Source organism: Picosynechococcus sp. PCC 11901 (assembly GCF_005577135.1).
GTDB lineage: Bacteria > Cyanobacteriota > Cyanobacteriia > Cyanobacteriales > MRBY01 > MRBY01.
Window position 1 is genome coordinate 1,066,218 of the sequence record NZ_CP040360.1, and the last position, 26,335, is coordinate 1,092,552.

Annotated in this window: 24 protein-coding genes; 2 read left to right on the plus strand and 22 right to left on the minus strand. The window is 46.7% G+C overall.

The features are described 5' to 3' along the window. Positions 1–171: 171 nt before the first annotated feature. From FEK30_RS06110 to FEK30_RS06180, 14 genes are all read right to left on the minus strand, one after another. Positions 172–1,494, minus strand: a complete 1,323-nt coding sequence (locus FEK30_RS06110) for a glycosyltransferase family 4 protein (RefSeq protein ID WP_138072367.1) — start codon at positions 1,492–1,494, stop codon at positions 172–174. Positions 1,495–1,505: 11 nt separating this feature from the next. Continuing rightward, positions 1,506–1,901, minus strand: coding sequence for a UDP-N-acetylglucosamine 2-epimerase (locus FEK30_RS06115; RefSeq protein ID WP_138072369.1), 396 nt, complete (start codon positions 1,899–1,901; stop codon positions 1,506–1,508). A 225-nt stretch (positions 1,902–2,126) separates the two neighbouring features. Continuing rightward, positions 2,127–2,558, minus strand: coding sequence for a hypothetical protein (locus tag FEK30_RS06125; RefSeq protein ID WP_181445680.1), 432 nt, complete (start codon positions 2,556–2,558; stop codon positions 2,127–2,129). Between the two features lie 163 nt (positions 2,559–2,721). Further along, complete coding sequence (locus tag FEK30_RS06130) at positions 2,722–3,144, minus strand: DUF29 domain-containing protein (protein WP_138072371.1); 423 nt, start codon at positions 3,142–3,144, stop codon at positions 2,722–2,724. Between the two features lie 111 nt (positions 3,145–3,255). Then, complete coding sequence (gene wecB, locus FEK30_RS06135) at positions 3,256–4,365, minus strand: non-hydrolyzing UDP-N-acetylglucosamine 2-epimerase (protein WP_138072373.1); 1,110 nt, start codon at positions 4,363–4,365, stop codon at positions 3,256–3,258. 17 nt (positions 4,366–4,382) lie between these two features. Continuing rightward, on the minus strand, positions 4,383–5,780 hold the full coding sequence (locus FEK30_RS06140; RefSeq protein WP_138072375.1) for a polysaccharide deacetylase family protein: 1,398 nt from the start codon (positions 5,778–5,780) through the stop codon (positions 4,383–4,385). Beyond that, complete coding sequence (locus tag FEK30_RS06145) at positions 5,777–6,742, minus strand: GNAT family N-acetyltransferase (protein WP_138072377.1); 966 nt, start codon at positions 6,740–6,742, stop codon at positions 5,777–5,779. Before FEK30_RS06145 ends, FEK30_RS06140 begins: the two co-directional genes overlap by 4 nt. A 16-nt stretch (positions 6,743–6,758) precedes the next feature. Beyond that, positions 6,759–7,676, minus strand: coding sequence for a methionyl-tRNA formyltransferase (locus FEK30_RS06150; RefSeq protein ID WP_138072379.1), 918 nt, complete (start codon positions 7,674–7,676; stop codon positions 6,759–6,761). Between the two features lie 29 nt (positions 7,677–7,705). Further along, positions 7,706–8,344 carry a DapH/DapD/GlmU-related protein gene (locus FEK30_RS17205; protein WP_275938063.1) on the minus strand — a complete coding sequence of 213 codons (639 nt, stop codon included), beginning with the start codon at positions 8,342–8,344 and terminating at the stop codon, positions 7,706–7,708. Then, complete coding sequence (locus tag FEK30_RS06160) at positions 8,319–9,758, minus strand: oligosaccharide flippase family protein (RefSeq protein ID WP_138072381.1); 1,440 nt, start codon at positions 9,756–9,758, stop codon at positions 8,319–8,321. Before FEK30_RS06160 ends, FEK30_RS17205 begins: the two co-directional genes overlap by 26 nt. Positions 9,759–9,812: 54 nt before the next feature. Continuing rightward, positions 9,813–10,415, minus strand: a complete 603-nt coding sequence (locus FEK30_RS06165; RefSeq protein WP_138072383.1) for an acyltransferase — start codon at positions 10,413–10,415, stop codon at positions 9,813–9,815. Positions 10,416–10,417: 2 nt separating this feature from the next. Further along, on the minus strand, positions 10,418–10,840 hold the full coding sequence (locus FEK30_RS06170) for a DUF29 family protein (protein ID WP_138072385.1): 423 nt from the start codon (positions 10,838–10,840) through the stop codon (positions 10,418–10,420). 5 nt (positions 10,841–10,845) lie between these two features. Beyond that, positions 10,846–11,790 (minus strand): Gfo/Idh/MocA family protein, encoded by a 945-nt coding sequence (locus FEK30_RS06175; protein WP_138072387.1) that lies wholly within the window; start codon positions 11,788–11,790, stop codon positions 10,846–10,848. After that, positions 11,787–13,115 (minus strand): nucleotide sugar dehydrogenase, encoded by a 1,329-nt coding sequence (locus FEK30_RS06180; protein ID WP_138072390.1) that lies wholly within the window; start codon positions 13,113–13,115, stop codon positions 11,787–11,789. The genes FEK30_RS06175 and FEK30_RS06180 overlap by 4 nt, the downstream gene beginning before the upstream one ends. 230 nt (positions 13,116–13,345) lie before the next feature. Here FEK30_RS06180 and FEK30_RS06190 point away from each other — a divergent pair, with 230 nt between their 5' ends. Continuing rightward, a complete protein-coding gene (locus FEK30_RS06190; RefSeq protein WP_255447978.1) occupies positions 13,346–14,710 on the plus strand; it encodes an RNA-guided endonuclease InsQ/TnpB family protein in 1,365 nt (454 codons plus the stop codon). Positions 14,711–14,894: 184 nt separating this feature from the next. Beyond that, the gene (gene aspS, locus FEK30_RS06195) at positions 14,895–16,685 is read left to right on the plus strand and encodes an aspartate--tRNA ligase (protein WP_099240142.1); all 1,791 of its coding nucleotides are present in this window, start codon (positions 14,895–14,897) and stop codon (positions 16,683–16,685) included. Between the two features lie 128 nt (positions 16,686–16,813). Here aspS and hetR read toward each other — a convergent pair whose 3' ends face one another. From hetR to speD, 8 genes are all read right to left on the minus strand, one after another. Further along, positions 16,814–17,758 (minus strand): heterocyst differentiation master regulator HetR, encoded by a 945-nt coding sequence (gene hetR / locus FEK30_RS06200; protein ID WP_234991360.1) that lies wholly within the window; start codon positions 17,756–17,758, stop codon positions 16,814–16,816. Positions 17,759–18,002: 244 nt separating this feature from the next. After that, complete coding sequence (locus FEK30_RS06205) at positions 18,003–19,127, minus strand: aldo/keto reductase (protein WP_138072396.1); 1,125 nt, start codon at positions 19,125–19,127, stop codon at positions 18,003–18,005. A gap of 23 nt (positions 19,128–19,150) precedes the next feature. Next, positions 19,151–20,221 (minus strand): tetratricopeptide repeat protein, encoded by a 1,071-nt coding sequence (locus tag FEK30_RS06210; RefSeq protein ID WP_255447979.1) that lies wholly within the window; start codon positions 20,219–20,221, stop codon positions 19,151–19,153. Between the two features lie 178 nt (positions 20,222–20,399). Continuing rightward, positions 20,400–21,446, minus strand: coding sequence for a recombinase RecA (gene recA, locus FEK30_RS06215; protein WP_030007051.1), 1,047 nt, complete (start codon positions 21,444–21,446; stop codon positions 20,400–20,402). A gap of 168 nt (positions 21,447–21,614) precedes the next feature. Continuing rightward, positions 21,615–23,279, minus strand: a complete 1,665-nt coding sequence (gene ribBA / locus FEK30_RS06220; protein WP_062432115.1) for a bifunctional 3,4-dihydroxy-2-butanone-4-phosphate synthase/GTP cyclohydrolase II — start codon at positions 23,277–23,279, stop codon at positions 21,615–21,617. Positions 23,280–23,357: 78 nt separating this feature from the next. Continuing rightward, positions 23,358–25,019 (minus strand): GAF domain-containing sensor histidine kinase, encoded by a 1,662-nt coding sequence (locus tag FEK30_RS06225; RefSeq protein WP_138072400.1) that lies wholly within the window; start codon positions 25,017–25,019, stop codon positions 23,358–23,360. 212 nt (positions 25,020–25,231) lie between these two features. Continuing rightward, positions 25,232–25,462, minus strand: a complete 231-nt coding sequence (locus FEK30_RS06230; RefSeq protein ID WP_030007054.1) for a hypothetical protein — start codon at positions 25,460–25,462, stop codon at positions 25,232–25,234. A 371-nt stretch (positions 25,463–25,833) separates the two neighbouring features. Next, positions 25,834–26,217, minus strand: coding sequence for an adenosylmethionine decarboxylase (gene speD / locus FEK30_RS06235; RefSeq protein ID WP_041443332.1), 384 nt, complete (start codon positions 26,215–26,217; stop codon positions 25,834–25,836). Between the last annotated feature and the right edge of the window lie 118 nt (positions 26,218–26,335).

Consider the following 26,335-nt stretch of genomic DNA (forward strand, 5'->3'; position numbering starts at 1 on the left):
TTGAGAATTCCCACTGTTTACTAAGATAGGTGATCACATAATAAATTTCAGAGGTATATAATTAAGACAACATATTTTTTGACAGCTCTAGCAGGACTAAGTAATTATTGATAATAAATCAGCATAAAAAAATACTTTATCCATAAGATTACTTCAAATCTCATTAATGAACTATGTTTTATTTTTGTATAAAAAATATTCTTTTTCAATCTCGGTCAGCATCTCAAGCGCAAGATTTTTACGGGAATACTTGTTTAAAATGTTAGTAGAGGGGTTGATTGAAATTTTTCTGGTATTGATAAGTTGCATGATAACCTTGGCAGTATTTTTGACGGATTTTCCTAAGCAAATACCTGTCCCTGACTCTTCTATAATCTTGCTAGCTATTGTTTGATGATTTGCACCAAAACTGAGTATTGGTGTGCCAGAATATAAGTATTCAAAGAGTTTTCCCGTTAAAATTCCTTCGGCGGAAGGATCAGACCAATCCAAAAAAATTAGAGCGTCTAAGCTACGTTGAATTTGTAAAATCATGGCTCTTTCGACATAAGGAAAGCATTCTAAAATCTCTTCCAGTTTATATTTTTTTGCAAGCCTTTTTATTTCAGAATGATCGGCGCTGTAAAAAACCAGTCTAATTTTTTCTTTGATAGCAATATCTTGATTGATCAAATGCTGAATTGCCTCTAGTAGTGTGGATGGATCCCGTTTAATCGGGATTATGGTTCCGGTGTATCCTAATCTTATTTTTTTATCATTTGGAAAGGGTTGAAAATTTTTATTTACTAATTTTAGATCATCTAAGTCAAATCCATTTTCAATAACTTTGACTGGTGTGTCGAAGCGCATTTTTAACTGCTTAGCTAGAGAGTCAGAGATGGTAGTAATCATTTTTGTTTTCTGTATCATCAAGCTTGTTTCTAAACTTTTTTGGATACAACGGAATATTCCTGTTTCTGGTTGAGTTGAGTAACGACTGTCCCACACATCACGATAATCTGCTATCCAAAAAGCCCTAGTTTTTGGATAAACTAAACCAGCAATAATATGAGCAGCCGGTGGACCATATGTGCTTATCATAATTTCAAAAGGCCATTTTGTATAAATCTCTAAAGCTTTCTTGTAAGCAGGTTGAATCCAAAACAAACTGGCAGTAAGCAAAGAGCCTGCACCAATGACATCACTGGCTCTTAGTAGTCCTTCCTTGAGGCTTCGATAAATTGTTGAAGATGTTTTTGTAGAATTTATATCAATATTCCAAGAGCTATTTTGTGCCGACTTAATATGTAAATAGTGAATCACTTCGATGTGGACTTTATCTTGAATTGCTTCAAGATAACCATTATTAAAATCTAAGGGAGCATGTGTTGAACGTCCTGTTAAGACAGTAATCTCATGACCTTGTTGACTCCAATATTTTGCCCATGAATAGGGACGTAGAGCTGCAATGCGATTCACTGGAGGGAAATCATGGGCGATAATCAAGATTTTCATGTACTGATGATTTAGCTGAGGAGGTGATGGACGATGAGTTGGGCGGCTTTTCCATCGCCATAGGGTTTAGTTGTATCTAGCGGAGGTGGTACCGCTTTAAACCGCTGTTGTAGCTGTTCCTGCATGGTAGCTTGATCAACTGGTGGCAGTAAATAGTTCCAGCCCAGCTCAACGAGTTCGACCCATTCTGTTTCTTCTCGGAGCGTGACACGGGGGACACCACAGAAAAAAGCTTCTTTTTGGACACCACCGGAGTCTGTGGTAATGAGCCGGGCATTTTTTTCGAGCATGACCATATCCAGATAGCCGACGGGTTCAATAACGGCAAGAGTTTGGGCCATTATAGGTAGATTCGCTTTTTCTAGAGCTTTGCGAGTGTGGGGATAGAGTGGGAAGACAACTGGGATTTGTTTGGCCGCCTAATTACCTTCACGGGTTGACATCACCCTCAACAGTATAGCCAGGTCTGTCATAATTTTTTGACGGAGAATTTGCTGTGGAATATTAAAAATTCAAAGAACGCTCTAGGACGTCTGCCAAGCGATAAGAACAATCCTTTGGCATATCGATACCTGTTTCAGCGATCGCCTAAAACAAATCTCCATATTCTGTCAACACTGCCAAAGCAACCTTTAGCTTTCGTCGGTTCGATTCGGAGGGATCAAGCTGAAATTCGATTTCGGCAATACGGCATCGAGTTTCAATTCGAGTTCGGCGAGCCGCATATTCTTCCGTTCTAGCTCGGCGTTGCTCTTCTTCAAGTCTGCGTTGCTCCTCCTCAGCTCTTCGAGACTCAGCTGCTCGTTCCTGAGCCATTCTTCGTTCTTCCGCTTCAATTCTGCGTTGCTCCTCCTCAGCTCTTCGTTGTACTTCCTCAGCTCTTCGTTGTACTTCCTCAGCTCGGCGTTGTGCTTCTTCAACCAAGCGGTTTGTTTCTCGATTTCGACGGTTCCACTCAACGCCGAAATTAGCCAATGTAGCCAGGAGGGCTGCCACAGTACATCGGTTGCTCCAGATTCTTGGTTCGGCGATGATGCCGAGAAATTCAAAGTCGGTTTGGTCATAGAACCTCAAAAACGCAATGGCGATTAACAGCAGGGTCAGAACGGTAGAGGGCAACAGCCCCAGAAAATTGAGCCACATCTAAATCAACAGCAGGATTTCACTATTTTACTCAACGCCCCCCAACTCTGGCTCCCTGGACAGGGATTGTGAGGCGATCGCCTTTTAAAAATTCAAAGAACGATCTAGTACATCTGCCAAGCGATAAGAACAATCCTTTGGCATATCGATACCTGTTTCGGCGATCGCATTCAAACGGGCGTTGACATAGGCTTTATCAATCCACTGTTGCGTCAGAAAGCGTTTTAAACTGGGACTGTCTTCAAGGTATTGTTGAATATTATTGCGCTCCCGTTCAATGGTGACCTGCCAACTGCGAGACCGTTTTTGAGGTTGATGATCCCACTTTAATAGGTGATGTAAAATCAGCCGGATACTACTCAAAAGGCGATCGCGTTCCCGTTTAGACAAATCCCGAACCTCTTCCACTAAATTCTCGATATCAAGGGCACTGAACTGACCGTTTTCAAGCAATTCGGCCATGGTTTCGGCCCATTGACTAAAGTCTTGTTCATACAGGGAACTCATGGGTCTTGCTGCCGATGGGTGGGTTTGTTGATTTTATTTTGATTATAGTGAGCTGTTATGGAGAGAAGAAGGCGAGTATGGGAATGATGCGGATTTTCATGTACTGATGATTTAGCTAAGGAGGTGATGGACAATGAGTTGGGCGGCTTTTCCATCGCCATAGGGTTTAGTTGTATCTAGCCGAGGTGGTACCGCTTCAAACCGCTGTTGTAGCTGTTCCTGCATGGTAGCTTGATCAACTGGTGGCAGTAAATAGTTCCAGCCCAGCTCAACGAGTTCGACCCATTCTGTTTCTTCCCGGAGCGTGACACAGGGGACACCATAGAAAAAAGCTTCTTTTTGGACACCGCCGGAGTCTGTGGTAATGAGCCGGGCATTTTTTTCGAGCATGACCATATCCAGATAGCCGACGGGTTCAATGATGCTTAAGGCTTGGGTCAGGGAGGCGAAAAGATCCGTTTTTTCTAAGGCTTTGCGAGTGCGGGGATGCAGGGGAAGCACGACTGGAATTTGTTTCGCTATTTCGCTGAGAACCCCGAAGATCGCCTGAAGTCGTTGGGGGTTATCTGTATTTTCCGCGCGGTGGATAGTGGCCAGTAAATAGTTTCTGGGTTGTAGCTGGAGGGTCTGTAGAATTTGGCTGCGGCTTTCAGCTTTTTCTCCATAGTAAAGGGCGGCATCATACATCACATCGCCAACTAAGGCTATTTGATCTGTCCCTATGCCTTCATTGTGGAGATTAGCAACGGCGGTTTCGGTGGGGGCAAAAAGTAAATCAGAAATTCGGTCTGCCAGAATTCGGTTAATTTCTTCGGGCATCTTTTTGTTAAAAGAGCGGAGTCCGGCTTCGACGTGAGCGATGGGAAGGTGTAGTTTGGCTGCAGCTAAAGCGCCAGCAAGGGTCGAATTAGTATCGCCATAAATCAAAACCCAATCGGGTTGTTCTCTGCTCAGAACGGCTTCAATGGCACTGAGCATTTGTCCGGTTTGGGTGCCATGGGAACCTGAACCAATTCCCAGATGGTAGTGAGGTGCTGGGATTTCCATTTCCTCAAAGAAGATGGCGGACATATTTTCATCGTAGTGTTGTCCGGTGTGGACAAGGATTTCTTTGAGACCAGGTGTGTTTTGAATGAGACGAGAAACGGTAGCCGCTTTGATGAATTGGGGACGGGCACCAACGATAGTGACAATTTTTTGGATGGAAATATCTTGAATCATAAAATAGTTAACTCTCGCTAGAAAGATAATAAATTTTGATACAAAGAAACTTCACTTGGTTCTAGAAATCTTGTGTTATGCCAAAGAATAACAAGTTTTCCATTGAAAAGCTGACAATTTCTTTTGTACTCCACCATGGCGTTAAATGCCAAATCATCACTTAAATTCATATAGCGCTTATCGAGAACTGTACATTCCATAATAATTAGGGGACGCTCACGGAGTTTTAGGGCCTGACGGGTAATCAAATTAAATGTTGGATATTCGTAGCAAGTACCACACCGAAAACCTGCTATGTCTGCATAGGATAGGGTTGTATCATAATCTAAACCTGCATGTTCCCAATTTTGGAAAGTCGTTGGTGTTTCCCAACGAAGAAAATGTTGACGCCCTCCCCAAATATTTTGTTCAATACTTTGAGATTCGCAAACTTCTCGTAGAATTTGGAATTCGTTCTTTGTTTGCTTTGAATTTTGGTAGGTGTTGTAACTAGTGTGAAGACCGATTTCATGCTCTCGTCGATGAATTTTCTGTAGCAGTTCTTTAATCAAAGGATGACGTATATCGTAAATACCATCTATTTTTCCGGCAGGATGATCCGTAATAAAATAAAAAGCACTTTTGATGTTGTTTTGTTCACTAATGTCCATAATATAGTCAAAAGTGTTGTGAGGATCCGCTTCTAGGTTTCCTTTCTTAACTACAAGCCAATTAGAGATATTATTTAGCATTAATGTCGGCTGACGACGCTTTAGCAAATCACCAGCACATTGTCTTGCAAGTGATAAAATTCCAGTAAATGCAAAACGAAATGAACTATCAACATCATGAGTTAAATGGATTTGGAAATTTCTCGACTTGCGTTTTAGCCTAGGCCAAAGATATTTGAGACAGGCCCAGAGAATTTCTAGATACTCATTGATGATGGGACGATGTAAAAAGTTTTCTTGATAAGCTAATGATGCTGTTGCAGGAAATCGATCATGTTTGTCTCGTTCGGATTTTACAACTTCTTCATAACGAGTGAGCATAAAAAAAGCGGAACCAAAAATATCAAGTCCAAGGTTAATTTTGTTTCCCGAATATTGAAAAAAATCCAGATTATTGGGTTCGTTTCCATAGATGACCGGAATTTCTGGACTCACAGTTGTAGTAGATAGTCCCACTTTGGAGATATCCCACATAGGTAAGGGTTGTTTGGGCAGAGAGGCAGATTTTAACCATTGGTTGGGTGGTGTGCTGAATAGTCCATCGGCTACAACAAGTGTGCGACTATCATCATTGATGGAAATTCGGGTATCTTGGCGGTCTGACAATTGAATTTGGATGTCTAATCCCAAAAACTCGCCGAACATTACGGAGAGAATATAGCGGCGTTCTGCTTCATAGGTACTAGGAATCTGAATGAAAATCATATACTTGCTCCAGAAAAGAGTTGCAGCATCTCTCGTCCAGTCATTAGTAGTTTCATTCGACGACTCATGCGTGTGACTTGAAAATAGGGAACTTGTTTTGCCCCAAATGCTCGAAAAAAACGCTCTACAGGCTCAATCATAGAACCCTCAAAGTCAAATTTTTTAGTAACAGTAGCAGCAAACTGAATTGCTTCCCACATGAGTAGACTAGTAGAGCCACTATTACGAAGTTCTGGATCGGCACCTCCCATAAGATAGTAAGCAGAATTTTCATCCCAAACAATGTAAATGGCAGCATGAATACGTCCTTGAGCATCTTCTGCAAAAAATATCTGCCGTGCTTGGTATTTTAAACAAGCCGTATCTAGACGTTGAACCAACTCGCGAGTATAGGGGAGCTTTTTGCCTTGTCTTTGAAAAGTAAGTGAATTAACATTCAAAAATGTCTCAATATCTAAATTTGTTTTCACTTTAACTTTTTTTGTAGCTTTGCGTATTTCTCTGCGAATATTTTCCTGAAAGCCAGCCCATACTTGTTCTAAATTATCCAGCTTTTCTAAAACATAAGTATACCGTGTGGTTTGAGTAAAGCCTTGCCAGTAGAACGGTAGCCAATTTGTAACTGAATAATGAAAATTTTGACAAAAGTAATCATGAGATGGTAGCCGCGATATCACCTCATTCATTATGTCTTTTTGTTGACTTAATTGTTTGGCATATTTGGCCTTAGATGGCTCTAACCATGGGCCAAGAGTTTGGGTGAGCTTAGGCATTGTAAGCATTGTTAACCCATATTTTTGTCTAATCACATAGGGAAAACGTGCAATTAATCGGTTATTTTTTTCTATTTCTATAGCTGACCAAGTATCAGGCGACACGGCGTCTAACCACCAGGGCTGCTGAAAAATACAGTTTGCTCCTTTAGTTTTTAGTTGGTTACAAGTCTGAATATGGCCTTTCATTTTAATCCACGGAAAATTATCGTTTAAAAAATACCCACTTTAAGGAAATTCTGCCTTCAGGATGCGATAAGTAAAAACCTTGACGATCTCGCTGAATTACTCCATAAGGGGCTTGAGTTGACTGTCTCGAAAAACTGATGGCTCTTATCTTAAAGATTTTCCATAAGCCTTTTGGCTGAGGCAATGGGTCATACCATAAGTAACCACCAGAAAGAATATGATAGATTCTTTCAATTGACCAATTTTCCCAATCAATGTAAATATTTTCACCAGGCTTAATTCGTCGTCCTTTGTACAGGCAGGGTAAATTTTTCTGCGTTCTAAATGTCGCTGTCCCCAAGGATATTTTGTTTATCGCTTCCAACATATTTCTAGCACCTACTTCCGCGGCTTTACTTATGATTTCTTTGGGATCCATACCAAGTTCTATCGGGAAAGACTCTTGTTGTATAATGTCGCCGGTATCTTCTCCTCTATCTATTTTGTGAACTGTAACTCCACCCTCTTTTTCCATATAGTAATAATGCCAAAAATAAGGGTTAGCACCACGATATTTAGGCAATAATGAAGGATGAAGATTGATAAATCCATACTTAAGTTCTATTAGAGATTCTGGTGGTATGAGTTGAGACATTGATGCAACACAAACAATTTCAGGATTAAGTTGTTTTAAGAATCGGGTTAATTCGTTAGATTTATGCTTAGTATATAGAAAGTAAGGTACTTTCTTACTACGAGCGTAGCTACTCAAATATCTTTTTCTCAAAAAAAATTTTAATTTTCGTTTCAGCCGTAGTCGCTTTTCTTGTGCTTCTGAAATGACATTTCTAGGCGCTGACTCAATGACTCCAATTAGTTCATGCTCACTATTCAAGAGAGTATCTAGAATATGACAAGAAAACTTACTACTTTGACCAATAAAAATAAACTTCATCTTAATATTCAAAGCTCAAATACTATACCTTAATCTACATTTTTGATTATATGGGCAGGGTTGCCTGCAATTACACAATTTGATGGAAAACTTTTAGTTACAATTGATCCTGCCCCAACAATTACATTATCTCCTAATTGTACACCTGGTAAAATAACAGAATTCATCCCAATCCAGCAATTGTTTCCAATATAAATTGGTTTTTCCTCGACATGCTGATTTAAATTTTTGGAGGCATGGTTCGCGCTGATAATACCAACATTTGGTCCTAGCAAAACATTTTCACCAAAAACAATTCCATTAATTCCTTGAATGTAGCATCCTGGTGACAACCCAGGAGCTGTTTTTCCATAACCTGTTTTGATATTTCTAACTCCAGACACAGTAGATGTTGGATGAACAGGCCATGGAACATGACTATTGATTCTCAAAATTTTCTGGATTACAAAATGCTTGAAGATTAAATAGTTAGAATAATCTCTTTTGATAAACTCTTTTGTGATAAACAAGGACAGAAAAAATCGGACTATTTTTTTGACAAGTAACATTCTTTTTTTGATCCTCCAACCAAACTGTCTTACATAACCATTCTTGTAAATTGAAGTATGCCAGCTAAAAAAATATATTTCTTTTATATAACATTCACTTTCTATTGTGGACAAATTCATAAAAAAGCAAGAAAATTGTCGAAAATAAAAGAATTATCAATCTACTTGTTTCTGCTTCCCTCGCTGCGAAGATTGGCAAAACAAAAGGCAGAGTATACAAAAACTGAATGCAAAATAATTTTGACGTTTGAATTAAAGAAACCCCGGCAAATTTCATAACCATTACAACCAAATATCCATATGCGAATATTCCAGAAAAACTAAATAGAGCTATGGCGAGATAAATATTATTAGCAACTCCCCCAACGTATAAGGAAATGAGCCTAGTAATAAAAATGAATACATTAATAAAAAGTGCAAACTCTTGCTTTTCTAGTACACTCAGCAAGTTGCTTAAAGGGGATGAAACAAACCAAATCAATGTCCAAATTCCTAAAATTTGAACATAAATGCCAGCCTCACTCCACTGCGAACCAAAAATAATTTCAAACAATTCTTTCCCCATTAAAGTTAATACTAAAGAAGGGAACAAACAAAGTTTAATAAGATAAAAAAATGTCTTTTCAACTACTACATCTAAATAATTGCTCGTTTTTGCTTCTGAGGCACGCTGAAAAAAAACTTGGCTAATCGAATTGCCAATTAAACTCATTGGAATTTTTAACACTCGGTTTCCTAAGTCGTAGTATCCGGCTATTATTGGTGAAAAAAAAGCTGACAACATTAGAGTTGGCAACTGCCAAGACAAATTATTCAAAAAAGCAGCCCAAGTATTATATAGAGGGAACTTATAGTAGCGTTTTATTCCATAAATCATTTCCTGCAGATGAATACTATTGCGTAATAATTGATGATCGTCACGCCATATTTGTCCCCCTAAAATAAGTGTAGAAGTGGCTGTGCCTACAACATAAGCTGCAACTAGACTTCCCCCTGTTTTATAGCCAATCAATGCAGCACCTAATTGGATTCCTGTCGTTCCGAAAGATTGAATAATTCGAGCAATAGATAAGCGACCAAATTTTTTTGTCCGAGAATTCCAATAATTGAGTGCTAGAAAAGCACCACTAAAAAAGACCATCGGCGGAATTAGCCACAAATAAGCAGCCAACTCTGAAGCATTAAAAATATCTAAAATAAAAGACTTGCCAAACCACACTAGAGGAACAGTCAAGCAACTGATTAGGACGACAAAACTCAAGCTCACTCCCAATAAATTTGCCGCCTCTTCATCACTTTCCGGCAACATAATGGCAAGCTCATAGCGCATACAAGCAATCACATTAATGATGCTAGTAATAGAAACAAATAAGGCCACAACACCAAATGCTTCTGGAGCATACAATCGCGTAAGAATAGGTGCTGCTAAAATACTCAGTGCCTGTGCTACGGCTGTGCCAGAAACAAGTTTCAGGACATCTTTGCCAAAACTACTTTTGTTCGTCTGTGTGGTCGTTTCTTGGCTATGGGTCATACAAAACTATCTGCTGACAGACAAAATTTAAATCCGAAATATGAACTGCAAAATTTACCTGATTTGCTTCACTTCTGTAGGAGAAACTTTTTGATATTGGACTTCTTGGGAATCCACTGCCCAACCAGTCGCATCAAACTTTAGCACATCACCATAGGCACTCATCCAGCCAACCAAACGTGCCGGAACCCCAGCCACCATCCCATAGGCCGGAACATCCTTCGTGACCACTGCCCCCGCTGCCACAAAAGCGCATTCATAGAGCGTTACCCCACAGACAATCGTTGCATTCGCCCCAATACTTGCACCCCGCTTAATCAACGTTGTTCCGTAGTCATCACTCGTATTGCGGGGAAACTCAGACCGGGGCGTTTTCACATTCGTAAAGACCATGCTAGGGCCACAGAAGACATAATCCTCCAAAATAACCCCCTCATAGAGGGACACATTATTCTGAATTTTACAGCCGTTCCCAATCGCCACCCGATTCGCCACAAACACATTTTGCCCCAGGGAACAATCCCGACCAATCTTGGCCCCACCCATCACATGGGAAAAATGCCAAATCTTTGTACCAGCCCCAATCTCCGCACCAGGGTCAATATAGGCCGATTCATGGGCAAAATAATCACTTGTTTTTTCTTTCTGTTCGTTCATCTTCAGTTCATAATTTGGTCTAAAGCTGCTGCCAGAATCTCATTTTTATTCACCTGGGCTTCTAGCTCGATAGCTGAATACTTGCCTTCAAAAGCCTCTAGGGCCGCCTTGCGGATCGCCGTATCAAACGCATCCTCCAAAATTTCTGTTAATTCCTCCCGATTCGCATAAACAACCCCAGCCTTGCGCCGTTTATTTGTCCGCTGCATAGCCTTTGCCGCATTGTAAATCGAAAAATCCCAGGAGCGGGTTGTCCGATTTTCCGCCGCCTGCTTAATCAAATGCAGGAGCAAAATCACCCCATAACTATAAATTTTGTTGAGCTTGTCCTCCTTCGACATTTCCTCCAGTTCCTCGATGAGCGCGAGGGCATCCCCATAATTTTCCGTTTCGATATACTGCCGCAACAGGGTCAATTCTTCCATGGGATTTACCTCTCTAAATCACGCTGAACCTGCTCCAAAATGTTAACCACTGCTACCCCATTCCAGCCATCGGAGCGGGGGCGTTGTCGTGTTTCCATGCAGTCCAAAAAATGTTGGCATTCCTGGCGGAGGGGCGGTGGACTCTCAAAGTTTGCTAGCCAACTGCCTTGATCCTGATTTTGCAGAGCCTGATCCACCGTTTTTTGGTAAACCGTCACCTGCCCAGACACCTCATCATAGACCAGCATCTCCTGGGAACCAATCACCATTGTTTTCCGTTCCAGTAAAGGCGCATACCAAGAACAATGGATATGGGCGGTTTGTCCCCCGGCAAAAGTTAAGGCCACATCGACATCATCCGCCACCGTGGGTTGGAGCATTGTCCGTCCCGCCGCTTTTACTTGTTGTAATTTGGGTTGTCCCAGCAATTCCAAGACCACAGAAACATCATGGGGCGCAAATGACCACCAAACATTTTCCTCGCGCCTAACCCGTCCCAGCTTGGTTCGCCGCGTTGCCACATGTAAAACTTTGCCCGCTTTTCCCGTTGCGAGATAGTCCCGCATCCAGGCGATCGCCCCTTGGTAGAGCAACAAATGACCGACCATTAAGATCTGCTCCTGTTGATCTGCATACTCTGCCAACCCCCTGGCTTCGCTCTCCTGGAGGGTTATTGGCTTTTCTACAAAAACATCCTTGCCGGCCTCTAAAGCTGCCAACGCTAGGGTGTAGTGGGTCGGAGCAGGGGTCGCAATCACAATCCCTTGGGCTTCACTGTTTAGTGCTTTGGAGAAGTCAGCATAAACTTGTACATCAGGATATTGTTGGACAACTTTTTCCCGAAGCGCCGGTGCCAATTCGACAACCCCGGCCAATGCTCCCAACTCATAAAAATTTTGAACGAGGTTTTTGCCCCAGTGGCCCGCCCCCACAACAATAACTCGACTCATAACAACGTCACCTTATCTTTGTCACAGTTCAAATGGCGCGTCACCCCCCGCGTATCTAGCACCGCCTGGGCCTGCTTGACCACATTGCCATAATCTAATTGGCTATGATCCGTCGTAATCACCACTAAATCAACGGCTTGAAGCAACTCATCTGTGAGGGAAATTGAATTCAATTGCTCACCATTGACCTCAATCTCAGAGACAAAAGGATCGTGATAAATCAGATTTACCCCATCCTGAGTAAGCCGTTCAATTAAGGCGATCGCCGGTGATTCCCGACAATCTCCCAAATCCTTTTTGTAAGCTACCCCCAAAAGCAACACCTGAGATTTTGAGGGCGCAACCCCCACCCGATTTAAGATGCGCCAAATTTTGTCCGTCACAAATTCCGGCATTCGACGGTTAATTTCTCCCGCCAACGCGATGAAATGGGTTTCAAAATTATATTCTTTCGCTTTCCATTCCAGATAATGGGGATCAATCGGGATACAATGGCCCCCGACCCCAGGCCCCGGATAGAATGGCATCATCCCAAAGGGTTTTGTATTGGCCGCATCCAACACCTCCCACACATCAATGCCGAGGCGATCGCACAACATTGCCAACTCATTCACAAGGGCAATATTCACCGCCCGAAACGTATTCTCGAAGACTTTGACCAACTCTGCGGCCTTAGCACTGGTCACCGGCACCACATGATCGATAGTTTGGGAGTAAAACAACATCGCCGCCTCTAAAGAGTCAGGATCAGAAGCCCCTACCACCTTATTTGTATTTTTAGTGGTATAGCGCTTATTGCCTGGATCGACCCGCTCCGGTGAGTGGGCCAGAAAAAAATCTTTCCCTTGTCGCAAACCACTAATCCCTTCCAACAGGGGGCCCATTACCTCATCCGTTGTCCCTGGATAGGTCGTGGACTCAAGGGTAACCAGTTGTCCTGGCTTTAAATGTTCAGCAATTTGTTGGGTCACACTTTCTACATAGGACAGATTCGGCGTGAGATTTTGAGTTAATGGTGTTGGTACACAAATGACGACCACATCCAGATCTGGAATCGCCGTAAAATTTTCGACGGCCCTAAGGCGACCACTCTGAACAAGTTGCTGTAACGCCTCATCCTCTACGTCAGGAATATAATTTTCAGCGGCGTTGATTTTGGCTGTTCGTGCGGGGTTCTGCTCAATCCCGATAACATGAAAACCGACTTTAGCCTTCTCAACTGCAAAGGGCAAACCGACATAACCAAGGCCGACAACACCGACTGTTGCTGTACGTTGCCGAATTTTCTCTTTAAATTGAGTGAGCAGGGGAGCTTCTGAATTCACAGCTTATTTTCTCGAAATTTTGGGCAACTAAAACCCTTTAAGCTTAGATTACCCGAACCAACGATAAAAGTCCTCAGATTCAAGGCTGCCTAGCACAGTGAACTTGGGCGCGGCAGTCCCTATCCCTCTTTAGGGTAGGGAAGGATAGCGCGGCTACTGAAGAGAAACGGAAGTAGCCAAATCAAACAGGCTTAGGCAATCGCCTTATGTACTCTCTGATAATTTGAGCCATGCTGACATCTTTGCTGGACGCGAATGCCTTGAGTCTTGCCAAATCCTCTGACGTTAGCCTTATTTTTAATACTTCTGACTTGTTCATTGTGGGCACAATAGACTACAATAGAAGCATGTTAACACGCCGAATCACCTACAGACTCTATCCAAGTCGCCAACAGCAAAAAAAGCTGCACTATTGGCGGCGTTTACATTGCAGTTTGTATAACGCAGCGATTGCTAACCGCAAAACTCAGTACCAAAAGTTCAACCATGCAGTCGATTACTTTGAGCAGCAAAATAGTTTGCCAGGGTTCAAGCAAGTATGGCCAGAATTTAAAGAGCTGGGTTCCCATGCCCTACAGGCAACGTTAAAGCGAGTGGACTTTGCCTTCAATCGATTTTTTAAGGGATTGGGGGGGTATCCGAAGTTTAAGGCATCTCGGAGATATTCGGGGTGGACATATCCCTGCGGGGCAGGTTGGCAGGTTGAAACAGGCGGTCAGCATGGCTTTCTCAAGTTGAGCAACTTAGGCAGAATGCCGATGAGAGGGAAAGCTCGCACCTGGGGAAAACCAACAACTTGCACAATTTTCTTCCGTCAGGGCAAGTGGTATGCCTCAATCACGGTCAAATGTGAACCCAAGCGGGAAACCGATGGTGGGTCTGTGGGGATTGATTTGGGTTGCAAGGAAGCAATCACCCTTTCGACAGGGGAGCAAATCAGCAAGCCAGATTTTATTAGGGAGGGAGAACAACGGGTTAAGCAAGCATCCAAGCAACTCAGACGAAAGCGTGCACCAAACCGAAATAAGCGAGTTAAAGCATCGCGGCGGTGGCAAAAAGTGAGACGGCAGGTATCAATGCGGCAACGCAAAATTACCCGTCAGCGCGAAGATTGGCTGCATCAAATCACAAGCAACATAGTCAGCGGTAATAGCCTGGTTGCAGGTGAGCAGTTAAACGTCAAAAGCATGACCCGTAAAGCCAAAAAAGACAGCAAACGGAAAGCTCAAAAAACAGGGCTTAACCGCTCCATTCTCTCGGTTGGCTTCGGCATGATTGGTTCAATGCTGGAATACAAGTTGGCAGAGGCAGGAGGGTTTTATGTGGAGTCCCCGACAAGGACGCTTAAGCCTTCTCAGCGTTGCGCTAAATGTTGGGAGCTAACGCCAAAGACATTGGCAGACAGGGTACATGTTTGCTCAAACCCAAACTGTGGCCACAGGGAGGATAGAGATATTAATGCAGCTCAGGTTAATTTAGCCTGGGCAAGGGGTCAGGAACTGGCCTCTTCAGTCGCGGAGCCGCCAAGCTCTACCGATTGCGGAAGCATGAGGCAACTTGGGGCGATGAAACGACGGAAACTCCATGCCTCTTAGGCTGGAGTAGTTCATAGCTTATCGGTTGGTTTTGGTGAGAGCAAACGGGTACCAAATTTTTGGCAGATGGCAGCCAGTTTTACCCTTAAGTTTGGGATGCCCAAGAGAATGTAGGCAAGACCCAGGATCTTTGGTAGGCTTAGTATCGCTTTAAAACTCTATGCTTTAACTATATATACTAACTATGCGTACTCATTACTGCGGGGATTTGCGCTCCGAGCACATTGACCAGACCGTAACCCTGTATGGCTGGGTCGATCGCCGTCGGGATCATGGTGGCGTAATTTTTATTGATCTACGCGATCGCACGGGCATTGTCCAGATTGTCAGTGACCCCCAGCGAACCCCAGATTCCTACAATGATGCCGATGCTAGCCGTAGTGAGTACGTCGTAAAAATTGTTGGGAAAGTCAGCGCCCGCCAAGAAGGGGCGAAAAACCCCAAATTACCCACTGGCGAAGTGGAGATCTACGCTGACACCATCGAGATCCTAAATGGCGTCCATAAACAGCTGCCGATCCTCGTTTCCAGTAGTGCCGACGGCGATCAAGTCAAAGAAGACCTCCGGCTAAAATATCGCTACCTCGACCTGCGCCGGGAAACCATGGCGAAAAACCTCCAACTGCGCCACACCGTCGTCAAATCGATGCGCCGCTTCCTCGAAGACGATGAAAACTTCATGGAGGTGGAAACGCCAATCTTGACTCGGTCTACCCCCGAAGGCGCGCGGGATTATCTGGTGCCGTCCCGGGTGAACCCAGGCGATTGGTATGCCCTGCCCCAGTCGCCCCAGCTTTTTAAACAATTGCTGATGGTGGCTGGCTGCGATCGCTACTATCAAATTGCCCGCTGCTTCCGGGACGAAGACCTCCGGGCCGACCGTCAACCGGAGTTTACCCAGTTGGATATGGAAATGAGCTTCATGTCCTTCGACGAAATCATTGACCTCAACGAACGCCTAATTTGCCGGATTTTCCAGGAGGCCCAGGGCATTGAACTGGAGCGCCCCTTCCCCCGCATCACCTACGCCGAGTCCATGGAAAAATACGGCTGCGATCGCCCCGATACGCGCTTTGGCCTGGAGCTGGTCAATGTATCCGATATTGTTGCGGACATGGGCTTTAAAGTCTTTTCTGGCGCGGTTAAGAGCGGTGGCCAAGTAAAAGTCCTCCCGATTCCCAACGGAAACGATGCTATTTCCAATGTACGGATCAAGCCCGGTGGCGATCTATTTAATGCCGCCGTCGAAATGGGGGCCAAAGGGCTTGCCTTTATTCGGGTGCGGGAAGATGGGGCGATCGATACCATCGGCGCGATCAAGGACAATCTCAGTGACGCCCAAAAACAAGAACTCCTCCGTCGCACTGGGGCCGAAGCGGGCACGCTCCTCCTCTTTGGGGCCGGGGCAACGGATATTGTCAATAAGTCCCTAGACCGGGTGCGACAGTTGGTCGGTGCCGAGATGGGCTTGATCAATGAAAATCAGCTCAATTTTGTTTGGGTTACGGATTTTCCGATGTTTGAATACAATAGCGACGAAAAACGCCTCGAGGCCCTACATCATCCCTTTACTGCACCGAATCCAGAAGATTTAGAAGATCTGGCAACGGCCCGCGCCCTCGCCTACGACATCGTCTTAAATGGCATTGAAATCGGTGGTGGCAGTCTACGGATTTACCAGCGGGAAGTCCAAGAAAAAGTCTTCCAGACCATTGGCTTATCAGAAACCGAGGCCCAAGAAAAATTTGGTTTTCTACTTGAAGCCTTTGAATATGGCACCCCGCCCCATGGCGGCATTGCCTATGGTTTAGATCGTTTGGTGATGCTTATGGCCCAGGAGGATTCCATTCGCGATGTGATTGCTTTCCCGAAAACACAACAGGCCAGCTGTCTGTTAACCGATGCGCCGGCGGGGGTCGATCAAAAGCAACTGAAGGAACTTTTTGTCGCTTCTACGGCCCCGGAAAAAGACTAGGCCATTGGCTTTCAAGACAACTGAAATTGCTTTCAAAAAGAATAATGGGGGATGATCGTGCAATTTCGGCGATCGCCCCTGTTTTTTTATGCTCTACATCGTTTGGGAAAGGGCGGCTGTTCTCGGCTTTAGGAAAGGGAATGATCTTTGGGGCCAAACATCATGTGAATCGCCATGGTGGGTTTGCCCCGTTGGTGATATTTTTTCGCCCAGTGCCGCATTAATTCATGCAGTTCTGTCTGGGCCTGGGACAAATCGGCGGGGGCAATATCAAGGGATTCAAAAATGCGCATGACGTTGTGTTGTTGCTTTGTCCAGGCATGGCTAAGGCGCAAAAAGTGGGCGGCGTCTTCGAGGAGGGAATGGGGGGCTTTTGTTGGGCTGTCGGGGCCGCCGTAGGTAGAACTCAAAAGGATGTAATAGGGCATCCCCCAGGGATTATCGAGGCGCATCACGGTCTCGGCGTGGAGCAAACGGCGTTTGATATGTTCGGCGAGGGCTTCACTGAGGGGCAATGGGCGATCGCCTGGGGTTTTTGCCTGGGCCTGTTGGTGTAAAAAAGCAATGAGATCCGCAAATTCGGCGGAGGAGATCCCCTGGGCCGCTGGTAGATCTGGGGGCAGTTTCGCTTCGAGGTAAGTCTGTTGGTCTTCGCTGAGGCGATCGCCCGTTAACCGGGGTTGGGAGCGATGCCAGGGATACTGCCCTAACCAAACCTGGGGCAATTCAGTCAAGTAAGTGGGTTCCTGGAAAGCCGCATGCTGCAACCGTTGGCCCGCCTGGAGACCCTGCTCAATTTCCTGGACAATGGCCTTGACCCGTTTCGGTTCGATGTGGTGCAAATGCCCAGTCATGCGTAGATTTCCCCCCTGCTCCACATAGGTGGTATAGACCGCACATTTGGCCGCCGTTGCCGCCGCATCCAAAAAAGCCCCATGGCGATAACTGCTTTGCCGGAGCGCAAAAAACGCCAAGGACAACAACACTTGATCAAAGGCACTCGGATTTAGGGCTTGGAGCAGTTCTAGTTCCGGTTGTGCCATCGACGAAAAAGCCCCAGAGGAATTGGTCAATTTTCAGAGTTCCCCAAACGAATCAACTGGCGAGTTAGACGAGAATAATGAAGTTTCGATGATCCCTTTAGGGGCTAAATTCTACTTGGCTTTTGGCCATTGGCTGTGACTTATCCCCTGAAAATAGGGAAAATCTGACATTTGGCTGAGTTTAATGACCCGTTTTGGCGACGAATCGGCCCCACGAAAATTTAATGGTTATTGACAGGCTAAATGCATCCGCCAATATGCGCAAAAATCAAAATCAAGTTTCCCAAAGACGACGGCGCGGTTTTCCGTTCAAGCGCTGGTGGGCCTCCTGGAGCAGTTGGGGGATGGGCAGTTGGCTGGGGCAACGGGGTAAGCAGTCGCCACATTCTGTACAGGCATTGCCTTTTTTGCCAGGGAACCAATGGCCGGCATTTTCGAGCATCTGATAGCGGTATTCGCCGTAACTTTGCATATCGTAGGCGATCGCCAAATTTCTGAGGCGGAGAATTTCGGGGATTGCAATCGCTTCAGGGCAGGGTAAGCAGTCGTAACATTGGTGGCATTCTGTCCCCTGGAGGCGTTGGTGTTGGTGCTGACTCAGGTTCGTGAGGCGCTGTTGTTCCTGGGGGGTGAGGGGTTGATCTTGGTCAACGAGGGGCCCCAAAACAGCCAATTCAGCGGGATTGGCTGCCCCAAAACTGAGGGTCGTAATCCGGCGATCGCCCAACAAAAAACGGTAGGTGAGTGCTAGGGGCGTGTCCGGTTGGCAGAGGGCCTGGAGGGTCTGGGGTGGGGTAAACAGTTGGCCTCCTTTATCACCAGGGGAAATGATAAAAATCCCTAAATCCCGTGCCGCAGCGAGGGCGATCGCCTCGGCATTACGCTGAAAAAAATAATAGTAATGGAGGTTAACAAATTCAAAATAGCCCGTTTCGATGGCCGTGAGAATTAAAGGCAGGGGGCCGTGGGTCGAAAAACCAAGGTGGCGAAATTTGCCTTGCCGTTGCAATTGTTGGAGCGGCTCCAGACCCGTTTCTAAAAACCACTGGAGATGTTCCGCTGTGTTAATCCCGTGGATCGCCAGACAATCTAAATAATCGATACCTAAATTTTCGAGGGAAACCGTGATGGTCTGCTCAATTTCCGCCGCTGCCCCCTTGGGTAAGAGTTTGCTCGTGAGAAAAAAATTTGACCGGGGGAGACCCAATTCGCGAAAGGCTTGCCCCAACAAACGCTCGCTCACCCCGTAGCTCGGCGCTGTTTCAAAATGATTAATCCCCAACTGCCAAGCCCGCTGCACCGTTGCCGTCATGGTTGCGCTGCTTTCTAAGGCTCGCATTGTCCCCAGGGAAAAAATTGAGATGTCTAATTCTGTTTTCCCAAACCGTCGGTAACGCATGGTGATCGTGACTGGTGCGGTTCCTAGCCCTCTTCGATGGCCGCCATGAGAGATTCCGTAATATTAACCCCCCGGCGATCGCCCCGTTGTTGGTAGAGATCCCGCGCCATTTTTAGAGCTTCGAGGGCTTCGCGGGAACGCCGCCGCCCCTGGAGGGCCACCGCAAAATTGTAAAAGGCCGCCGGATCCGTGGGGGACAATTCCGTTAGGGCGCGGTAGGCAATAATGGCGTTGATATAATCCTCGGTCTTCATCGCCGCCGATCCATATAAGGCAAAGGCTTCGCGGGATTGGGGATCAACAAAACTAGCCTGCTCATAGGCGGCGATCGCCTGGGGGAATAAATTTTGGGTTTCGTAGATCTTGCCGACTCGAATTTGCATCGCACTGTCGCGGGTGCTGAGGCGGCGGGCTTCTTCCAGGAAGGCGATCGCCTGGTCACGATCATTGAGGCCAAACCACGTCACCGCTGCCTTAATGCGGAGTTCCGCGTCATTGGGTCGTTGGCGCAGCAAATCAGGAAACAGCACTGCCGCCTCTTGGTTCCGTCCTAATTGCAACAAACTGGTTAAACTATTTTGCAGCGCCATGGTGTTGTTGCTGTCTTTAGCCAAAACTTTACGGTACGCGACCAGAGCCTGATCGTAGTCCCCGGCCCGAAATTGCACGGTCGCTAAACCCAAACTGTAGGCCAGGTTATTTGGCTGCAGTTGGGTGGCTCGCTGGTAGGCGTTGATGGCACTGCGATTATCACCACTTTGGGCCAAATTGAAACCTAGGGCATTGAAAAACTCTGCATTGTCATCTTCTAATTCCGTAGCCCGGCGGTAGGCCGTCACCGCTTCTGAATAATTGCCCAGTTGAGAGAGGGCATAACCGAGGGCACCATGGATCCGGGCGTTGTTGGCTTCTAGGGTGAGAGCCTGGCGGTAATGCTGCACTGCTTGGGCAAAATTCCGATTGGTCAGCTGTTCATTTCCCTGTTCGAGGAGGGCATTGAGTTGGGGATTAGCCCAAGTGACTGAAGGAGACAATACACCGAAGGCGATCGCCACACCGCAACCCACTAACCAACGAGAGAAACGAATACCCATAGTGAACGTAACGTTTTTTTTCAAAATGATGCATCCGATTCTAGCACGCCGCAAATTATGCTGTTGTCTGGTGTCTGTTCCCCTAATTTTCAAGAAACTCAAGAAAAAAGAGGCTTAAATTTGCCCCTTGTCTCACCATCTTGCATTGGATCAGGAATATTTGCTGCCACAAAAATGCTTATTCTTCTTCGGTGGTGTGGTGCTCATCCCCGAAACCCATGGAACTCATATCCAGATTTTCCCGGACTTTTTGGGTGACGATCGCCGCAACGTCCGGATTTTCCTCTAGATACTTCACTGCATTATCGCGACCCTGGGCAATGTTATCCCCTTCGTAGCTGTACCAAGCACCTTTACGGGTAATAACCCCCGTTTGTTCAGCGAGGTCTAGCATACAGCCCACACGAGAGATTCCTTTCCCAAAGATAATGTCAAATTCAGCGATGCGGAACGGTGGGGCAACTTTATTTTTGGCCACCTTAACCTTGGCGCGGATGCCAAATTCCCCTTCGCTCCCTTTCTTGAGGGTTTGGATGCGTCGGATATCGAGGCGCACGGAGGCATAAAATTTAAGGGCGGTTCCCCCGGTGGTCACTTCTGGATTACCGTAACTAATGCCAATTTTTTGGCGCAATTGATTGAGGAAGATTACTGTACAACCCGAACGCCCCATATTCCCGGCAATTTTACGGAGGGCTTTACTCATGAGACGAGCCTGGAGACCCACCTGCACATCGCCCATTTCTCCTTCGATCTCTGCCCTGGGCACGAGGGCCGCCACCGAGTCAATCACAATGAGATCAACAGCCGCCGAGCGAACTAATTGGTCGGCAATTTCTAAAGCGGATTCGCCGTTATCGGGTTGGGCCACCAGCAGGTTTTCAATATCAACTCCCAAGGCGGCGGAATAGGTGGGATCCAGGGCATGTTCAGCGTCAATAAAAGCAGCGACGCCACCCGCTTTTTGGACTTCGGCGATCGCATGGAGAGCAACCGTCGTTTTCCCAGAACTCTCCGGGCCGTAGATTTCCACAATTCGCCCGCGTGGGAACCCACCCCCCATCGCCTGATCTAGGGTCAAAGCTCCACTGGGGATTGTTTCGACCTTCATCTGGGCGGCATCCCCCAACCGCATAATTGCCCCTTTACCGAAGTTGCGCTCGATTTGGTTGAGTACTAGGTTTAGGGCTTTTTCTTTGTCGGGATTATTGGTGATGGCTGACATGGTTACCTCGATCGCCGTGGCGTAATGGGTCAAAGGTGATTGGGTTTCTGAGTTCAATCGTACTTATGGTATCGCAATTTTTCCGGAAAGCGACCAGAGGATTTTTACAATCCGACAAAAGGCAGATCCAGGTGAGATTCCGACGACAAACAACCCTCACCGGGATGATTATTTGGGCTGCTGGAAGTGGTAGATAGTCTGGGTTTTGACGGGGGCCGCTTGGATAAAGGTGGGTAGCTGGGGCCAGGTCAAAAATTCACGGTCGAGTTGAATTTGTAGCCCCGTCATCGGGTCATCCCCTGTGGCAATCATAAACTCCAATTCTGTGAGATCGTCCCATTGGGCAATGTCGCCAAGGAGAGAGGCGATCGCCTGGAGATAGGGATGTTGCGTATCAGTGTACCAATCTGCGCGGGCTAACTTGGCCTGGTCGAAGCCTAGGTGAACGATTAAGGGCGCATTGGAAAAGACCGCACTAGCGACCGGACGGGCTTCCTCCCGCACGAGTAAATGTTGTTTTTGGGTCAAGTGACGGAGCCGTTCTAAATGTTCATAACGCTGGGTGACATTATCTTTCCCTTGCCAACGGAGGGCAATGGTAGCCAGGTGGGTTTGCAGGAGCATATGTCCCAACTTTTGGGCCTTGGTATTGAGATAACGGGTATTAAAATCATTACTCTCAATCAGAAGCGGCACCCGATCGACCACCTCTAGGCCGTAGCCCTTCAGACCCGCAATTTTGCGGGGATTATTGGTAATTAGACGAATCGCATGGACGCCAAGGTCATTGAGCATTTGTGCCCCCATGCCGTAGTCCCGGAGATCCGCCGGAAAGCCGAGCCGTTCGTTAGCTTCTACTGTATCTAAACCCATATCCTGCAAGGAATAGGCCTTGAGTTTATTAATCAAGCCAATGCCGCGCCCTTCCTGACGTAGATAGACCACCACCCCTTGACCGGCATTTTCGATCATTTTGAGGGCGGCAATCAGTTGCATCCGACAATCACAGCGCAGGGAACCGAGGGCATCCCCCGTCAAGCATTCTGAATGGACGCGCACCATCACAGGCTGGTCGGCAAAATTCTTCGGATCACCCTTCACAATGGCCACATGCTCTGTGCCATCCATGGTGTTGCGGTAGGCATAGATTTCAAATTGACCAAACTCCGTAGGGAGCTTTGTCACGGTCTCACGGTAGACAAAGCGGTCATTTTCGAGGCGATAGGAAATCAAGTCGGCAATGCTAATAATTTTGAGGTCAAACTTTCGGGCATATTCAATTAGCTCCGGCAGCCGCGCCATGGAGCCATCGTTATTTTGAATTTCGCAAATGACCCCCGCTGGGTATAAACCAGCTAAGCGGGACAGATCCACCGCAGCTTCGGTGTGGCCAGCGCGCTTGAGGACACCACCGCTCCGGGCTCGGAGGGGGAAAATATGGCCGGGGCGATTGAGGTCTTCGGGGCGGGAGGTGGGGTCAATGGCTACCTGGATCGTGCGGGAACGGTCTTCGGCAGAAATCCCCGTGGTAACGCCCAGGCGGGGATGGGCATCAATGCTGATCGTAAAGGCGGTTTGGTTGCTGTCGGTATTTTTGTGAACCATCAAAGGCAGATCTAAGGCATCGAGGCGATCGCCGGTCATGGCTAAGCAAATCAAGCCCCGTGCTTCCACGGCCATGAAGTTAATCATGTCTGGGGTGGCATGTTGGGCCGCACAGATGATGTCCCCCTCATTTTCACGATTTTCATCGTCTACGACAACGATGGCCCGTCCGGCTTTGATGTCGCCCAATGCCGCTTCAATCGAATCAAACTGCCAAGCTGTATCCACGTATTTTCCGGTCTGCTAAATGTAATGTTTCTTTAATATTTAGTCTCTATTGTAACGTTTTGCCGGGGTCGGTGCGGCCTAGATAATCACTTGGGGATCCTGGTACTTGGGCTGTTTGAGCACGGGTTTTTGCTGGAGAAGTACCGAGAAAGTGACCGTCGATCCCAGGCCTTCGCCCATACTGTAGAAAGAGATTTTGCCGCCACAGGCTTCAACCAGTTTCTTGGAAATGGCGAGGCCCAACCCCGTACCGCCATATTTACGGGTATGGCCACCCCGCACCTGGGAAAAGTTTTGAAAGAGCTTAGATTGCATATCCAAAGCCACGCCAATCCCGGTATCAATTACACTGATTTTGACCATGCCTGGAAATTGTTGATCATCGTGGATGACGGGTTTGAAAACTAGCTCAACATTGATCGTAATACCACCAGCATTGGTGAATTTGATCGCATTGCCCACGAGGTTCAGGAGCACCTGAAAAAGACGCTGGTAGTCGCCGTAGAGGATGATATCGTCGTGGCTTTCGGGCACTAAAATTTCCCAGGTGAGATTTTTGGTTTGTAACTGGGGCCGGGCAAAGTTATTGAGGTTATCGAGCAGTTCCCCTAGGCTAATGGGCTGGAGATCGAGGTCGAGTTTGCCTGATTCAATTTTGGCAATGTCGAGGATATCGTTGATTAGGTTCAGCAGGTGGAGGGCGCTTTCGTGGGCGGCGGCAATGAAATCTAACTCTTCGGCGCGGCCGTCGGCCATTTCATCGAGGACGAGGGTCAGAAAACCGATGATGCCATTGAGGGGGGTGCGGAGTTCGTGGGTGGTATTGGCGAGGAAGTCGTTTTTGAGGCGGGCGGCTTCGGTGGCGGCTTGGTGGAGTTGTTCGAGTTCTTGGTAGAGGGTGGCATGGGCGATCGCCGTTCCCAGTTGTTCAGCTAGCTCCTGGGCAAATTCTTGCTCAACTTCCTGCCAAATCCTGGGGCGATCGCACTGTTGCAGACAGATAAAACCATTGACACTACCTTGGTAGAGGGTAGGCAAAATAAGCACCGCTTGACTGTCGGCCAGGGCCGGGCAAAGGGTTGTTAAAGATTGGGAAACTTGAGTTTGATAAATTTCTTCGAGGACTGGGCTATCGGGCGATCGCCAACTAGCCCCAAGACAGGAGGGAACTGAGCTGCAACGATATTCTGCTTCGACCTGAAATCGGCTTTGGGTTGCATCGGCGGTCAACAATAAACAACGACTCACCTGTAAAGTTTTACCTAGGCCATTCATCGCCTCTTGACGAATCACCGTCAGGTCAAAGGTATTGCGGATCTTGCGAGCAATGCGACTGAGGGCTTTTTGATAGGACAGAGGAGAGAGGGAACTGGGGGCAACAGCCTGGGGGAAACCCACCACCAACAGTTGGCCCGCGCCGATGGCAGTGACCAAAAGCTTGAGGGGAAAAGTCTGGTCGGCCCATTGAAAAGTACCGTCTAGGGTTTCGGGGAGGCACCCCTGACCCACCCGTTGCAGGGCAGTTGTGTAGATAGCGTTGTCTACCGTGATCCATTGCTGAAACATTTCTGTTGTCACCATTGCCTGGGGTTGGCAACCAAAGGTTTCTGCCCATTGCCAAAAAAAAGCGGTACAAACCCCCATATTGTCCTGGAGCCAGATAATTTCTGCGTTGAGGGCTTGCCAATAGGCGAAGTGCTGCCGTTGATCTGCTGGTAGTTGAGGCGGAAAACAACCCATGGAGGCATTGAGTGAATATTGTCGAGATTAAGTCCGGGTATTTGATGACTAGCCCAGGCGATCGCAATGGGATCCGCTGCGCGGTGCGCTTTTGGGAAAATCAAACCCTATTGGGGATTTTATCGGACTTTTTCTTGATGGCTGACAAAGGCCCATTATGACTAACAATTTGGGGGGTAAAGGCCAGCTTAACAACAATATACTTACCTTTCTTAATCGTTCCATTCCCCCTTGGGCGGAACTGGAGGATTGCGCCGAAACCGTCGGGTCAGTTCATCATCGCGGACCCGTTCGCCCCGGAGCCACTGCTTAACGGCAGTTTCGATCACTTTGCTGGGGTCGTTAGTAAGATGTTTGATCTGATCGAGGACTTCTGGATCGATGTGAATCGAAATCTGGGTTTTTTCGGGCTGTCGTTGGGGGTCGGTGGGGTGATTTTCCATAGAAATGGCGGCCATTGGATGAGCTACATTCTATCAAAGGGCGTTTGCGTCTCTGTATCAAGGGGCTTGGGTAATTTCCCTAATCGAGGTTGTTATCTTTTGCGCCATCACAAACTCTCTAAGAGGATGCTAAAGACTTTTAACGTAGGGTCTGCGGAGGCGATCGCCTTTGGTTAAGACCATGATGAAGGATTCATTTAGACAGCTAAAATTGTGACGGTTTCTTGATGGGACTGCCATTTTGTTGCCCAAAAACAAGGAACCCCTCTGGTCTGGGGGACATAGAGGGGCATCTAAACTTATTGAGTTATTCAGCAATAACTGGACTGCCGGAGAGGTTCAATTTCGCCCTGGAGCAGTCGTTAGATTATTTAGGCGATCGCCGCAGCCATGGAGGGCACCAAAATTTCTTTGGGGAAACCGCGATCAAATTCGGTCATTTTACATTCCGTTGCCTGTAGCGCCTGCTGGAGGAATTTCATGGCTTCAACGGGTTTGCCGCGACCACAAAAGAAAAGATCAGCCGCAAAGTACCCATATTCGGGCCAGGTGTGAATGGCAATGTGGGACTCAGCAAGGGTTGCGGTGGCTGTTACACCGTGGGGACTGAATTGATGGACACAGAGATCAATTAGAGTCGCTTCTCCGGCGGCGATCGCTTCGATCATGGCCCGACGGATACCTTCGGGATCATTGAGGAGGTTCGCAGGGGAACCCCAACCATCCACCACAAGGTGAGTACCCAATTTTTTCATTCTTTTTATCCTTACACTCCGAGTAAAGGGGATAAACTTTGCGTTCATATCACAAAGAAGATCTCAGTTTCAATGATTTTCTGAGGAAAATAAATCCGTATTTTTACCTAAATTTGGA

Bases quoted from the DNA above. Each gene is read 5' to 3' on its own strand.
- FEK30_RS06110 (WP_138072367.1), bottom strand. From the start codon at position 1,494: ATGAAAATCTTGATTATCGCCCATGATTTCCCTCCAGTGAATCGCATT.
- FEK30_RS06125 (WP_181445680.1), bottom strand. From the start codon at position 2,558: ATGACCAAACCGACTTTGAATTTCTCGGCATCATCGCCGAACCAAGAA.
- FEK30_RS06130 (WP_138072371.1), bottom strand. From the start codon at position 3,144: ATGAGTTCCCTGTATGAACAAGACTTTAGTCAATGGGCCGAAACCATG.
- wecB (WP_138072373.1), bottom strand. From the start codon at position 4,365: ATGATTCAAGATATTTCCATCCAAAAAATTGTCACTATCGTTGGTGCC.
- FEK30_RS06140 (WP_138072375.1), bottom strand. From the start codon at position 5,780: ATGATTTTCATTCAGATTCCTAGTACCTATGAAGCAGAACGCCGCTAT.
- FEK30_RS06145 (WP_138072377.1), bottom strand. From the start codon at position 6,742: ATGAAAGGCCATATTCAGACTTGTAACCAACTAAAAACTAAAGGAGCA.
- FEK30_RS06150 (WP_138072379.1), bottom strand. From the start codon at position 7,676: ATGAAGTTTATTTTTATTGGTCAAAGTAGTAAGTTTTCTTGTCATATT.
- FEK30_RS17205 (WP_275938063.1), bottom strand. From the start codon at position 8,344: ATGAATTTGTCCACAATAGAAAGTGAATGTTATATAAAAGAAATATAT.
- FEK30_RS06160 (WP_138072381.1), bottom strand. From the start codon at position 9,758: ATGACCCATAGCCAAGAAACGACCACACAGACGAACAAAAGTAGTTTT.
- FEK30_RS06165 (WP_138072383.1), bottom strand. From the start codon at position 10,415: ATGAACGAACAGAAAGAAAAAACAAGTGATTATTTTGCCCATGAATCG.
- FEK30_RS06170 (WP_138072385.1), bottom strand. From the start codon at position 10,840: ATGGAAGAATTGACCCTGTTGCGGCAGTATATCGAAACGGAAAATTAT.
- FEK30_RS06175 (WP_138072387.1), bottom strand. From the start codon at position 11,790: ATGAGTCGAGTTATTGTTGTGGGGGCGGGCCACTGGGGCAAAAACCTC.
- FEK30_RS06190 (WP_255447978.1), top strand. From the start codon at position 13,346: ATGCTGACATCTTTGCTGGACGCGAATGCCTTGAGTCTTGCCAAATCC.
- aspS (WP_099240142.1), top strand. From the start codon at position 14,895: ATGCGTACTCATTACTGCGGGGATTTGCGCTCCGAGCACATTGACCAG.
- FEK30_RS06205 (WP_138072396.1), bottom strand. From the start codon at position 19,127: ATGCGTTACCGACGGTTTGGGAAAACAGAATTAGACATCTCAATTTTT.
- FEK30_RS06210 (WP_255447979.1), bottom strand. From the start codon at position 20,221: ATGGGTATTCGTTTCTCTCGTTGGTTAGTGGGTTGCGGTGTGGCGATC.
- recA (WP_030007051.1), bottom strand. From the start codon at position 21,446: ATGTCAGCCATCACCAATAATCCCGACAAAGAAAAAGCCCTAAACCTA.
- FEK30_RS06225 (WP_138072400.1), bottom strand. From the start codon at position 25,019: ATGGGTTGTTTTCCGCCTCAACTACCAGCAGATCAACGGCAGCACTTC.
- FEK30_RS06230 (WP_030007054.1), bottom strand. From the start codon at position 25,462: ATGGAAAATCACCCCACCGACCCCCAACGACAGCCCGAAAAAACCCAG.
- speD (WP_041443332.1), bottom strand. From the start codon at position 26,217: ATGAAAAAATTGGGTACTCACCTTGTGGTGGATGGTTGGGGTTCCCCT.